Annotated in this window: 12 protein-coding genes and 1 tRNA gene; 12 read left to right on the top strand and 1 reads right to left on the bottom strand. The window is 44.4% G+C overall.

Features of this window, described 5'->3' with window-relative positions; all coding sequences use genetic code 11:
* Nucleotides 1-37 precede the first annotated feature (37 nt).
* From atpE to NM125_RS01085, 12 genes are all read left to right on the top strand, one after another.
* The gene (atpE, locus tag NM125_RS01140) at nucleotides 38-253 is read left to right on the top strand and encodes an ATP synthase F0 subunit C (RefSeq protein ID WP_255132016.1); all 216 of its coding nucleotides are present in this window, start codon (nucleotides 38-40) and stop codon (nucleotides 251-253) included.
* A gap of 16 nt (nucleotides 254-269) precedes the next feature.
* A complete protein-coding gene (gene atpF, locus NM125_RS01135; protein WP_255132015.1) occupies nucleotides 270-782 on the top strand; it encodes a F0F1 ATP synthase subunit B in 513 nt (170 codons plus the stop codon).
* Between the two features lie 10 nt (nucleotides 783-792).
* Nucleotides 793-1,341, top strand: coding sequence for an ATP synthase F1 subunit delta (atpH, locus tag NM125_RS01130; protein WP_255132013.1), 549 nt, complete (start codon nucleotides 793-795; stop codon nucleotides 1,339-1,341).
* Nucleotides 1,342-1,372: 31 nt separating this feature from the next.
* The gene (gene atpA / locus NM125_RS01125; protein ID WP_255132012.1) at nucleotides 1,373-2,983 is read left to right on the top strand and encodes a F0F1 ATP synthase subunit alpha; all 1,611 of its coding nucleotides are present in this window, start codon (nucleotides 1,373-1,375) and stop codon (nucleotides 2,981-2,983) included.
* A gap of 17 nt (nucleotides 2,984-3,000) precedes the next feature.
* Nucleotides 3,001-3,897 carry an ATP synthase F1 subunit gamma gene (gene atpG / locus NM125_RS01120; protein ID WP_255132010.1) on the top strand — a complete coding sequence of 299 codons (897 nt, stop codon included), beginning with the start codon at nucleotides 3,001-3,003 and terminating at the stop codon, nucleotides 3,895-3,897.
* Nucleotides 3,897-3,983 (top strand) — tRNA-Ser (locus NM125_RS01115). Before atpG ends, NM125_RS01115 begins: the two co-directional genes overlap by 1 nt.
* A 97-nt stretch (nucleotides 3,984-4,080) precedes the next feature.
* Nucleotides 4,081-5,466, top strand: coding sequence for a TolC family protein (locus tag NM125_RS01110; protein WP_255132008.1), 1,386 nt, complete (start codon nucleotides 4,081-4,083; stop codon nucleotides 5,464-5,466).
* An 8-nt stretch (nucleotides 5,467-5,474) separates the two neighbouring features.
* Nucleotides 5,475-6,068 (top strand): MlaC/ttg2D family ABC transporter substrate-binding protein, encoded by a 594-nt coding sequence (locus tag NM125_RS01105; protein WP_255132006.1) that lies wholly within the window; start codon nucleotides 5,475-5,477, stop codon nucleotides 6,066-6,068.
* 126 nt (nucleotides 6,069-6,194) lie between these two features.
* Nucleotides 6,195-7,745 carry a capsule assembly Wzi family protein gene (locus tag NM125_RS01100; RefSeq protein WP_255132005.1) on the top strand — a complete coding sequence of 517 codons (1,551 nt, stop codon included), beginning with the start codon at nucleotides 6,195-6,197 and terminating at the stop codon, nucleotides 7,743-7,745.
* A 32-nt stretch (nucleotides 7,746-7,777) separates the two neighbouring features.
* Nucleotides 7,778-8,953, top strand: coding sequence for a CDP-glycerol glycerophosphotransferase family protein (locus NM125_RS01095; RefSeq protein ID WP_255132003.1), 1,176 nt, complete (start codon nucleotides 7,778-7,780; stop codon nucleotides 8,951-8,953).
* A gap of 28 nt (nucleotides 8,954-8,981) precedes the next feature.
* Nucleotides 8,982-9,986, top strand: coding sequence for a sulfotransferase family protein (locus NM125_RS01090; protein ID WP_255132001.1), 1,005 nt, complete (start codon nucleotides 8,982-8,984; stop codon nucleotides 9,984-9,986).
* A 23-nt stretch (nucleotides 9,987-10,009) separates the two neighbouring features.
* Nucleotides 10,010-10,906, top strand: a complete 897-nt coding sequence (locus NM125_RS01085; RefSeq protein WP_255132000.1) for a sulfotransferase family protein — start codon at nucleotides 10,010-10,012, stop codon at nucleotides 10,904-10,906.
* Here the strand turns inward: NM125_RS01085 and NM125_RS01080 are convergent, their stop codons facing one another.
* The gene (locus tag NM125_RS01080) at nucleotides 10,907-12,343 is read right to left on the bottom strand and encodes a lipopolysaccharide biosynthesis protein (protein ID WP_255131998.1); all 1,437 of its coding nucleotides are present in this window, start codon (nucleotides 12,341-12,343) and stop codon (nucleotides 10,907-10,909) included.
* Nucleotides 12,344-12,420 lie beyond the last annotated feature (77 nt).

Raw genomic sequence — 12,420 nt, 5'->3', positions numbered from 1 at the left:
AAAAAACCATAATCAACTAAAACAAAACAAAAGAAATATGGGACTTTTAGCAGCAGGTATTGGAGCAGGAATCGTAGCAATTGGTGCCGGACTTGGTATCGGAATGATCGGTAAAGCCGCCACAGAAAGTATTGCGCGTCAGCCTGAAGCTTCCGGAGATATCCGTGGTGCTATGCTTTTAACCGCAGTATTTATTGAGGGTGTTGCTCTCTTCTGTGCGGTTATTTGTGCACTGATCATCTTCTTGGGTTAATATCGTGTTACACTCTATGCTACTTTTAGCAGGCGGAGGGGGGTTACTCTCATTCAACACCGGGTTTGCCTGGTGGATTGCCATCACTATGGTTGTTTTCATCCTATTGATGTCAAAATATGCAGTACCCCCTATTATGAAAGCGCTTGAAGAGCGAGAGTCTAAAATTAAAGACTCCTTGGAGTCTGCAGAGAAAGCCCTGGCGAAAGCCGAGCAAATCTCTAAAGATAACGAGAAAGCTCTTCGGGAAGCTGAAGTAAAAGCACAGCAGATTCGTAAAGAAGCTGCTGAAGAGGCGGAATTAATCCGCTCCGAACGCATCAAGAAAGCGAAAGAAGAGGCTGATCAATTGATTGAGCAAGCCAGAACTTCTATTGAGCAAGAAAAGAAACAAGCTTTGGTTGAATTGAGAGAAGAGGTGGCAAAACTTGCCGTGAAATCTGCTTCTATCATAATCGATTCAGAGCTTGATACTGAAAAGAATAACAAGCTGGTGGATAGTTTTCTGTCCGACCTTCCGAAAAATTAACCAATTATAAATGCTGGTATCTAAAGCGGCACGCCGTTACGCCACTGCACTTTTAGGGCTCGCTAAAGAACAGGATGCAGTAGAACGCACCTTCGAGGATGTTCAATTCATTAAGAACACCGTTGAAGGATCCCGTGATCTGCAGTTATTTCTGAAGAGCCCGGTTATCAAGCCAGATAAAAAAGCAAATGCACTGGAAGCTCTTTTCGAAGGAAAAGTTAGTGAACTGGTGTATAGGTTTGTCACCCTGATTGCGCGTAAAAATCGTCAAAACATAATTGGCGAAATAACGCATGCTTTTACTGATATCTACAATGAATATGCAGGTATCATTGAAGCAGAAGTGTTTGTTGCCAATGAAATTGATGACAAACAAAAAGATCAGGTCATAAAAAGACTGGAAGATGTAACCGGCAAAAAGGTGAATATCACAGTTAAAGTGCAGGAAGACCTGAAAGGCGGTATGGCCATAAAAATAGCTGATACAGTTATTGACGGTACCATCAAGCATAAATTGGAACAGCTTGAAGATGTATTCCTGAATACAGCAACGGAATAAATTAAAACAGTTTTATTAATCTTAGATTACAATGAGTCAAGTCAGACCAGACGAAGTTTCAGCCATATTACGAAAACAATTATCAGGCTTTGACAACGAAGCTGATACCTACGATGTAGGTACCGTACTCGAAGTGGGTGACGGTATCGCTCGCGTGTATGGGCTTTCTAAAGTGCAGGCCGGTGAATTGGTTGAACTGCCGGATTCAAAAAATGAAAAAGGCGAACCTGTAACCGGAATGGTACTTAACCTGGAGGAAGATAACGTTGGTATCGTACTCTTCGGTTCATCAAGTGCTGTTCAGGAAGGGCACACCGTAAAACGTACCAATGATATCGCATCCATCAACGTAGGCGAAGGCCTGCTTGGGCGTGTGATTGATCCACTGGGCAATCCCATTGACGGAAAAGGTGCGGTAAGCGGAGACACTATTCGACTTCCGCTTGAGCGTAAAGCTCCGGGGGTAATTTACCGTGAGCCGGTAAAAGAGCCCCTTCAAACAGGTCTGAAATCCATTGACTCTTTGATTCCAATCGGCCGTGGTCAGCGTGAGTTGATTATTGGTGACCGACAAACAGGTAAAACTTCTGTAGCTGTTGATACCATTATTAACCAGAAGGCTACACAGGGAACTGAAAAACCAGTTCACTGTATCTATGTGGCCGTTGGTCAAAAAGGTTCAACCGTAGCCGGAATTCGTAAGGTTCTGGAAGAAAATGGAGCTATGGACTATACCACAATCGTATCGGCTCCTGCCAGTGCTTCTGCACCTATGCGTTACATTGCGCCTTTTGCCGGAGCTACTATTGGTGAGTATTTCCGCGATACCGGCCGACATGCGCTTGTAATCTATGATGACCTTTCCAAGCAAGCGGTAGCTTACCGTGAGCTTTCCCTGTTGCTGAAACGTCCTCCGGGCCGTGAAGCATATCCGGGTGATGTATTCTACCTGCACAGCCGACTTCTGGAGCGAGCTGCTAAAATCATTAATGATGATAAAGTAGCAGGAGAGATGAACAACATCCCTGAAGAACTTAAGCCAAAAGTAAAAGGCGGTGGGTCGCTGACGGCACTTCCGGTTATTGAAACCCAGGCCGGTGACGTATCTGCTTATATCCCAACCAACGTAATTTCTATTACTGATGGCCAGATCTTCCTTGATACAGATCTGTTTAACCAGGGTATTCGTCCCGCTATCGACGTAGGTACTTCGGTATCTCGTGTAGGTGGATCTGCCCAGGTGAAATCCATGAAGAAACTTTCTGGTACACTGAAGCTTGACCTTGCGCAGTATCGTGAGCTGGAAGCTTTTGCTAAATTCGGTTCTGATCTGGATGCCTCCACTCAGGCACAGCTTCGTAAAGGAGAGCGTACGGTAGAGCTGCTTAAGCAGGATGTTTACCAACCGCTGCCTGTTGAACAGCAAATCGCCCTTCTGAAAATTAATGACGAAGGCCTGCTTGATAAGCTTGCTGTAGAGCAAATTGAAGAGTTTGAGAGCCAGTACCTTGAAACTGTTGGCATCAAGTATGAAGATGAGATGAGCAAATTGGCGCAAAGCGGTGTTTTAGATGACACTTTTGGCAGCCAGCTTATCGAAGTAGCGGAATCCGTAATTGATCAGGTTACAGCAACCAACTAAAGAAAGAATTAGCATAGATGGCGAATCTTCGAGACATACGAAACCGGATATCATCTGTAAATAACACACAGCAGATTACCAAAGCTATGAAGATGGTAGCTGCTGCCAAGCTTAGAAAAGCCCAGGACCGCATGACCCAAACGCGGCCTTATGCTTCTAAGATTGAAGAAGTTGCAGGCCGGCTTGCTGATAACAGCAGTGCCACCAATCCGGTAATGCGTAAACCCGAAGAGGTGAAAAATGTACTTTTTATCGTTGTGGGATCTGATCGCGGATTATGCGGTGGGTTCAACAACAACCTTTTTAAAGAAGTAGAAAGCCGTTTGCATAGTGATTTCCAAAATCACCTGGATAACAAAACATTATCACTGGTTACCATTGGAAAGAAAGCTTCGGCTCACTTCAAAAAAAGAAAGTATAACGTAATTAACAGCTTCCCCGGCTTTTTTGATGATATTAAGTATGATGCCACATCAAGAATAATGGAAGCTGCAACGGCACAATTTGTTGATGGTGATTTTGACGAAGTATTTATCGCCTATAATGAATTTAAGTCTGTAATTGCACAGAACCGTAAAGTTCAAAAGGTACTTCCTATAGATACAGAGGATATCACAAAAAGTGATTCTGGTAATGCATCTAAGCAAGCTATTGATTACCTTTACGAGCCGAATTCGCAGGCAATATTAGATCGATTGTTGCCTTTGCATTTAAACATGCAGCTATGGCGAGCCGTACTTGAGTCGAATGCTTCTGAGCAGGGTGCACGAATGACCGCAATGGACAGTGCAACCGAAAATGCTAAGGACCTCGAACGAGATTTACGACTTGAGTACAATCAGGCCCGACAAAGTGCGATTACCACAGAAATTTCTGAGATTGTATCTGGTGCGCAAGCACTGAGTGAAAATTAGGAGAGCTGGCAGAGTGGTCGAATGCGGTGGTCTTGAAAACCATTGAGGCCTCACGGTCTCCGGGGGTTCGAATCCCTCGCTCTCCGCAATAAATAGCCCCTTTTGGGGCTATTTCTGTTTTATATAATGGGTTTTAAATAATATCATCGTGCATGCGTTTACGCCTCAAACCAATAAATTAATATGACAGCACGAATTCTTTTATCACTTATTACTTGTCTGCTTGCCTTCAGCTCAGTGAGTGTTGCTCAGGATACTCTTCAAATCGATTTCAATACTTTTCTGAATAAAGCCCTGGATAACTCCGGGCAGATGAAATATCAGCGGCAGGATGTGGAAATTGCTGAAAACCAGATCAAGCAGGCACAGGCTCAGCGCATCGTTCCAAACATGAGGTTAGATACTCAGCACGGACTTGTTCCCGGAGTGGAAAGTGACCGAGCGGATCTTCAGGAAGATGAATATTATTTAGACCCCAACCTCCGTAACAACTGGAATGACTGGGCCATATATACCAAGTTCCAGCTTTCAGCAGTCCAGCCGGTATTTACCTGGGGAGCCATAAATAAGGCCGTGGAAGCAGCCCGACTGGGGGCCGAAGCTGCTCAGTACAGTTTTGATGCAAAAAAAGCCGATCTCGAACTAAGACTTTTCGATTTATACTTTAGTTATGTTCTTGCTTTGGAAATTGAGCGTTTGCTGGAAGAAGCTCAGGATAAGGTGAATCAGGTTGAGCGACAGATAAATGAAATGAGAGAGGAAGGAGACAGCAGCCTGGATGAGTCAGAAGTATTCAAGTTTGAGATCTACAAATCGGAGTTTGAAATACAGAAGGCGGAAGTGGAAGAGAACATGAACTTCGTGAAAGAAACCTGGAACTATGTGCTTCGCAATGAAGCTGGGGATGTATTCGAACCACAGGTCCGATTTCTGGATCCGGTTGCAGCCAATATTGAACCGGTGGATTTTTATCAACAAGCCGCATTCAATAACCGGCCCGAACTTAAAGCCCTCAAAGTAGGAGAGGAAGCCACCGAAACGTACATCACTTCCCTGAAAAAACAGAATTTACCCGGATTGTATCTGGCTGGTTATGTCAACTTTGCGAATACACCTAATCGTCCTCGCCAGTCGAACCCATTTATTCAGAATAACACCAACCTGTTTACCGGTGGTTTTGGATTCACGATCCGTCAAAAGCTGAATTTTTTTTCCATCAGGGCTAATATTGAACGAAGCAAAATTAAACTGAAACAAGCTTCATACGCTCAGGATGCAGCCAAGGATGGTATTCTACTTGAGGTTAATAACAACTACCGGCAGGCTTCTCTGGCTGATGTAAAAGTAGAACAGACCGATGAGGCGCTGGTGACCTCCAAGCGATGGTTAAGGCAGGAACAACTGGACTACGATTTTGGTATGGGTGAAGTGAAAGACCTGATTGATGCCATGCGCAAAGAACTGGAGCTCAAACTTCAATTAAAGCAGCGCATTTTTGAGTATAATTCATCGCTGGCAAAACTGAATAAATCGGCAGGGATTCCGTTAACTACGTTAATAACAAACTGATTCAGACAATGCATATGTTAAAAACGGCCATTAAAACTTTTCTATTAGTGATTTTCTTAACGGCTACAGCAACAGCCCAACAAACAGCAGAGGATGTACGGACGCTGCTGGAAGAACGGGACGAGCAAATAAAAGAACTTGTGGGGCCTGAAGGAACGGAATATACCGACGAACAGCGTCAGCAATTGAAAGAGATCATAAACGGGGTGATCAATTTCGAAGCCATGGCAAAGGAAGCGCTGGAGGAAACGTACGATACCATTGCAACAGAAAAGAGAACCGAGTTCGTAGACCTTTTTGCTACTATCGTAAGAGACCAATCTTTGAATAAGCTGGATATCTATCGGGCCAAAGTCACTTATCGTGATATTCAGGTAGAAGGTAATGAAGCTCGGGTAGAGACGCTCGCTCAGCTCGAAAATGTGCGCACTCCCGTTAATTATGAAATGGAATATCAGGACGGGCGTTGGGTAATTGTAGATATGGAAATTGATGATGTATCTACCGCTTCTTCCTACAATCGTCAGTTCCAGCGCATTATCAGTCAGAAGGGTTTTGAGCCCCTGTTGGAGAGCTTAAGAAAAAGAGCTGCACGGGCTTAATCGGTATTACCACGGCTTTGATAACCCCATTGCCGTACCTCAAAAAAGGGTTCAAAAATACATTTCATAAAAACTCTTCAGTGATTTAACTTAGCCTCTTCAAAAGATTCATTACCTAATTTCTTGATGCTCAACAGATTAAAAGGTGCTCTTCTCACCACATGTATTTCTTTGCTTGTTGTAGGCGTATATGCACAGGATGGCAGGGTGTTGACACTTTCTGACTATACCTATGAATATATCCAGCGCTTGCAGCACAGAGGCAAAATGCTGGATTTAGATCCTACTGTTCTTCCTTATTCATACGGACAGGTGAAGCAATCCATAAGCCGTATTAATGAAGATCGATTATCAGAGAATGAGAAAGCATGGCTGGAACTGATAAAAGAAAGGGTAGAGCTAAATGAGGCAGATGACAACGAAATAGGGGGTGAGTTCTCAGCTTCTCCGGTGATCAGTGATACTGAACGGCTTGATGCTGTTGATCCGCTAAATCAGGATCTTTATATATATCCCGCTGCTACCGTTACAGGATACATGGAAAAAGGAGATTTTGCAGGTCAGCTTTCCTTTCGACACGATTACTACTACGACCAGGATCCTGATGGGTTTGATGCTGCAAAACGCTTATTTATCAGGGCTGAAGATTCTTATATAGGGTATCAAAAATCCGGTGTAAAAATAATGCTGGGCCGGTATAATCATCATTGGGGTAAATATGGGGAAGCCTCATCTATCATGAGTACTAATGCCCGTTCTTTCGATAATCTGACTTTCAGCTTGTCGGGAAAGTATTTCTCATTCCAAAGCATCCTTGGAGAGTTAAATGATATATCCGGGGATAGTGTGTTTGTTGAAAGAACGACTTTCGATGAAGATGCGAATAACCGGTTTATTTCCATGCACCGGTTGAATTTTCATCCCTCACCGAAATTCCGGATAAGTTTTTTTGAAGCCATTCTGTACTCCGGCCATAATACCGGACTTTCATTAAAATACAGCAACCCATTGCTGACGCATGTATTTGTATCAGATAATATTCCTTGGGATGAGACGAATAACCTAATGTTCGGCGGAATGATATGGACTCAGTTCAGTAATTTCACCCTAAACGGACAGTTACTGATCGATGATTTCCAACACACCGAAGATAAAGGCGAGCCATTCACCTTTACCTTCCTGAGTTCCCTTAATTATGCTCTCAAAAACACTAGTGCAGATTTAAACCTTGAATTTGAAGCCGTAGCCTACCAAACCTATAACACTGATCTCGCAGAAGGACGGTATTTGTACATGAACAGGGGCATTGGAACACCGACCAATGACTACATAAAGATTAAAGTGTATCCTGAATTTTTTCTGGATCGATACCGGAGGGGACTTATGGTTGCTCCTTACCTGACCTATTATTCCAAAGGGGAACAGGTGATTAATCAGGATTATAAAAAGGAAAACCCGGATGGCAGTGTGATCGATATTATTCTCACCGGACAGGTAGAAAATACGGTAAGGGCTGGTTTGCATGTACTCTATCAACCCAGCTCCATGTTTTGGTTTGAACTGGATACAGGATATAATCATATTGCGAATTACAACAATGTTAGCGGGATAACCCGCAGCAGATTGGTAACGATATTTAAAGCGGGCGTTAGGTTTGGGCTATATGGCAGTAACTGAAAATTCTAAAACAATCGGCTGAGTATCAATTTATGAAAGTATTGATCTATGCCACCACTTTTGGTGCCGACTTGCTGAGCTTTACCAAGTATCTCACAGAGGAGACCGACTCGGAAGTGAAAGTCTTACTGGAGGATGCTGAAAAGTTTAAGCAGGAAGGTATTTTTGAATTTTGGGATATCGATGTTGAGCTGTACGACTCCAACAAGATGACACTCATTCGGGGTATTAAGGGCTTCGACCCGGACATCACCATTATGGATAATAACATCCCGCTTAGAAAGCTCAGTCCCAAAGCATTGATACTGTGGCACGGCTACGGCTGGAAGGGGCCCAATGATGAAGAGGAATTTAAGTGGCTCCACCGCAATATTCGGTTAACCTGGGGCACCATGAAAGAGCCCAACCCGGATATCAAATGGGCCAGTTTTGGGAAAGTCGATTTTAAACACCGAACGGAAGTAAGTGGATTTCACCCCGAGAATTGTATTAACCTCGGGTCGGCCAGCCACGATTATTTGCAGAAGGATGTGTTGAAAGAGGAATTGCAGCCTTATTACCCTTTTGATGTGGTAAACAGGAAAACCGTCTTAATTGCCCCAACCTGGCATTACGGAGAGGTTTTTTCGCATTGGGGAGATGAGGATAAGCTATTCAACCGGCTGCTGACGGACCTCAACGAAAAGCAGGTAAATGTAATTTTGCGTCTGCATGATTCATACCGGTTTGAACATCATTACCTCGAGTTTCTGCAAAGCCTGGAAACAAAATATGATAACATCGTGCTGAAGTTTAAGGATCATCATCCCGATAACTTTCTGGACCTGCAGGTTGCGGACGTTTTGGTTACAAATTTCAGCAGCATAGCGAACCTGTTTTATGCTACTCACCGGCCAACGGTTCATGTCTATCCGGTTAAGAGTAAGGATGAGTCGTTTATGTGGCTGAATAAGACGCTGTTCGGCATTCGTAAGAAGAAAGTGGACTCCATAAAATTCATCTGGAAATATGATCCCGAAGAGAATGGGGGAATGCTGGCCCGTAACTTTGATGCCATGATGGATCAAATTCAAAAAGGCCTGGAAGAACCGGATTGCTGTGCAGAAAAAGCCCAGCAATATTTAGACAAGCACATGCTTTCGGCTGATGGTAAGAATTGCGAGCGAATCTGGAATACCATTAAAGATCTTGTAGAAGACGAAAACTGAGTTCAACAATGAATTACAAAATCAGCTCTTGAGTATTCAGATCACACAAAGTGACCTTAAGCAAACCCGGGACCGGATATTTTTCATCGTGGGCACCAGCCGGTCCGGGTCAACTCTGCTACAAAGTATGCTCAGTTCGCACCGGGATATTGTAATTCCTCCGGAAACCCATTTCTTTCACCACGCTGCTGATCTCGAACAAGAATATCTGAGTTCTGATGATAGGGAAGCTTTGAGAAATCGGCTTTTTGATTTTTGGTACGATCAAAAAACAAGGCTAAGAGATCTTGGATTGTTTAAAAAGGAAGCCCTTCAATGGTCAAAGGAATTAACACTGACATCCCCGGCCGACCTTTTCAACCTGCAGCTAACCATGTACCGTAAGGAAAGGGATAAAAGTATAGTGGGGGAGAAAACGCCCCGGCATATTCTTCAGGTCCCTGAAATTCTGAAGGCCTATCCGAATGCTAAAATTATTTCCATGTTCAGGGATCCGCGTGCCACTGCCTGGTCAGAAATTAAAGCTCCATTCGGTTCGCCATCGGTGTATGTGACAACCCGGCGTTGGCGAGAGTATGTAGAGATGCATCAGCAGTTGCAGAACGATCTGCCGGAAGGCCAATACATGATGCTTCGCTATCAGGATTTGATAGAAGATGCGGAAGGAATGTTAAACCGGATTTGCGATTTTCTGGGAGTGGATTTCCAGCCGCAAATGCTGGAATTTTATAACAGGGAAGAAAAAGGATTTGCTGAAGGCGAGAAATCATGGAAAAAAGGAACCCTCAAGCCTATTCAGAAGAACAGAAATGATGATTGGAAGACGGCTTTGGAGCCCTGGCAGATTGCATTAGTTGAAAAAACAGCCGGTTCCAGGCTGCAGGAAATGGGGTATGAGAAAAGTGAATATTCCCTTTCCTTTTCCAAAAACTTGTTCTATCAATGCTTAGATTTCAGCCGATCAATTTGGGCTACCATTACCGGTGCCCGAGAGGAAGGATATGCCTATCCGGACGAATCAAAATTTGAATAAAAAACAGATAGTTAGGTAAGAAAATGGCGGTACTCAAAAAAGTTGGTGAACAAATAACCGCTTTGTCAGATGCGCTTGGGTTCGAACGCAGAGATCTCCGTGCAGATATTGGGATGCCCTGGGATTACGTGAAAAGTAAAATCATGAACTCACACTTCAAGTGGGATTACAATGAGATCGAGCGCTACTGCATGTTTATTGGCTATCCGCGAAGCGGGCACACTCTGGTGGGTTCTTTGTTAGATGCTCACCCCGATGTGGTTATTTCGCATGAACTGGATGCGCTGCGATACCTGAGAGCCGGATTCAGTCGCGAGCAAATTTTCAGCCTGATTCTTCATAAAGACAAAGTGTTTACCGGCAAAGGGCGCGAATGGACCGGGTACGATTATGCCATCGAAGGACTGTGGCAAGGGCGCTACCGAAATCTGAAGGTAATTGGGGATAAAAAAGGCGGAGGTTCATCCCGCCATCTGCAGGCTAAGCCGGATATCATTGAGAAGCTCAGGAAAGAAGTTCAGCTCCCGTTAAAACTGATTCATATCGTACGCCATCCTTTGGACAATATCGCCACTCACAAGAGAAAATGGTCGGTACAACCATCGCTTCAGGAAGCGATAGACAGTTACTTTAAGAGGGTAGAAGCGAATGCCAAACTCAAATCAGAAGTAGCTGAAGACGAATGGTGTGAGCTTACCCACGAAGAGTTTATTTCAGATTCAGAGAAAACACTGCGTACGCTTGTGGAATTTTTAGAGGTTGAGCCGTATGAGGATTACATCAAAGCAGCAGCGGCCAAGGTGTTTGATTCCCCTTCCAAGAGCCGTACAAAGATTGAATGGCCACAGGAGATGATCGATCAGGTTGCAGAGCGAAGTCAGAAGTACGACTTCCTGAAGGATTACGAGTTTACCGTATAATTACTTCCGGATGGCCTGAATGGCATCTTTCTCACGGAACCAGATGACGGATGCGGTAATGCTGAATACAAATATAGCTGCCAACGCAACCGCTCCAATCGTGGCTTCCCCGTAAAAGGTGGTGATTCCGTATCTGACAGCATAAGCAAAGCCGGCCAGCGGGATTAGAGTGGCGAAAGCTGAGATGCTCTTCAACCCAAATCTCCATACGTTGGTCTCGGTAAGCTTAGCTCCAAAGTAGATGATGACCAGGGAAACCAGTGGATAAACGGTCAGCCAAACGAGCGCAACGGCCATCATGCTTATTTGTGAGGCAATGAGGAATCCCGCCGGAAGCAGTATGGCATTCGCACTGGTAAAATAGAAAATGAACCGTGCTTCGCCTTTGGCATTGATCAGTTTTGGAAGCAGGGTAACCAGGCATTGAATGATCCCCACGGCTACAAAAATTCTCATATAGGGAACGGCATCCATCCATTTTTCATAGCCCACCAGCGGCAGGAACCAGTCGATATAGGTTCCAATGATAACCATCACGGTTCCGACCAAAAGCATACTGGCCCGCGACATGGTGAAGAAGTAGTTCCGCAGTCGGGGAATTTGATTTTGGAGCTTGGCAAATGCAGGATAAGCAACCCGGTTAATCACATTAGAAAGTTCTTTCACCGTATCAAACACCAGGCGGTAGGCAAATGAATAGATCCCGACCAGCTCCATGGAAAAGAACTTACCGATAATCAGGTAATCCGCATTCATATAAAACTTCTGAAAGAAGTTGGAGCCGGTGGTAAACATTCCAAATTCGATAAGGTGCTTCACCTTTCCATGATCATAATGAAAGCGCGGCCAGTACGGTTTGAAAAACATACAGAATACCATTTGACCCACTTTATTGGCCAGTTCAGCAAGAATGATGGCCCAGGCTCCCCACCCTGTGTAGGCAAGGTAAATCATGAGACCTGCTGAGGAGGCCAATGCCACGTTATCGCTAATGGCGAGCTTTTTGAATTCCAGGTCACGCATCATCAGCTTGCTCGAAATCATATAAAAGCTGAATGCGATGATACCCAGCATGTACACCCGAATCATGGAAGAAAGCACGGGGGTGTCATAAAAGGATGCCACAAAAGGGGCCCCGAGGTAGATGAGGCCATACACCACAACCGAGAGGAGAAAGCTGATCCAGAACAACGAATCGACTTGCGTGCGCCCGATTCTCTTCTCCTGCACCAGGGCGGTTCCCAGTCCCAGTTCGGTAAGGGCTTTGGTGGTACTGAAAAAAGCAAGGGCAAGGGCAGCAATCCCAAACTGCTCTTCAGAAATTACCTTAAGCGTATAGAAAAGAGCAACAGCATTGAGCAGGCGTGCTGTAACCGAACCAACTCCACTGTAGAGCACCGACGAAGCAACTCTGCGCGCAAAGGAACTTTCACTCATTATCTTTAATAATCATCAGGGATTGTCGCTTTTGTTTTATAAAAAATGGAGTCAGCAAATATAGGGCGAAGCGCAAG

Origin of the sequence: Gracilimonas sediminicola (genome assembly GCF_024320785.1) — a bacterium.
In the GTDB taxonomy this organism is placed as follows: domain Bacteria; phylum Bacteroidota; class Rhodothermia; order Balneolales; family Balneolaceae; genus Gracilimonas; species Gracilimonas sediminicola.
The sequence above is the reverse complement of the archived record's forward strand: the minus strand, read 5'-3'. Positions and strand labels throughout refer to the sequence as shown.

What these genes read in the sequence shown, in the direction of transcription:
- atpE (WP_255132016.1), top strand. Translation starts at nt 38, where the DNA reads ATGGGACTTTTAGCAGCAGGTATTGGAGCAGGAATCGTAGCAATTGGT.
- atpF (WP_255132015.1), top strand. Translation starts at nt 270, where the DNA reads ATGCTACTTTTAGCAGGCGGAGGGGGGTTACTCTCATTCAACACCGGG.
- atpH (WP_255132013.1), top strand. Translation starts at nt 793, where the DNA reads ATGCTGGTATCTAAAGCGGCACGCCGTTACGCCACTGCACTTTTAGGG.
- atpA (WP_255132012.1), top strand. Translation starts at nt 1,373, where the DNA reads ATGAGTCAAGTCAGACCAGACGAAGTTTCAGCCATATTACGAAAACAA.
- atpG (WP_255132010.1), top strand. Translation starts at nt 3,001, where the DNA reads ATGGCGAATCTTCGAGACATACGAAACCGGATATCATCTGTAAATAAC.
- NM125_RS01110 (WP_255132008.1), top strand. Translation starts at nt 4,081, where the DNA reads ATGACAGCACGAATTCTTTTATCACTTATTACTTGTCTGCTTGCCTTC.
- NM125_RS01105 (WP_255132006.1), top strand. Translation starts at nt 5,475, where the DNA reads ATGCATATGTTAAAAACGGCCATTAAAACTTTTCTATTAGTGATTTTC.
- NM125_RS01100 (WP_255132005.1), top strand. Translation starts at nt 6,195, where the DNA reads ATGCTCAACAGATTAAAAGGTGCTCTTCTCACCACATGTATTTCTTTG.
- NM125_RS01095 (WP_255132003.1), top strand. Translation starts at nt 7,778, where the DNA reads ATGAAAGTATTGATCTATGCCACCACTTTTGGTGCCGACTTGCTGAGC.
- NM125_RS01085 (WP_255132000.1), top strand. Translation starts at nt 10,010, where the DNA reads ATGGCGGTACTCAAAAAAGTTGGTGAACAAATAACCGCTTTGTCAGAT.
- NM125_RS01080 (WP_255131998.1), bottom strand. Translation starts at nt 12,343, where the DNA reads ATGAGTGAAAGTTCCTTTGCGCGCAGAGTTGCTTCGTCGGTGCTCTAC.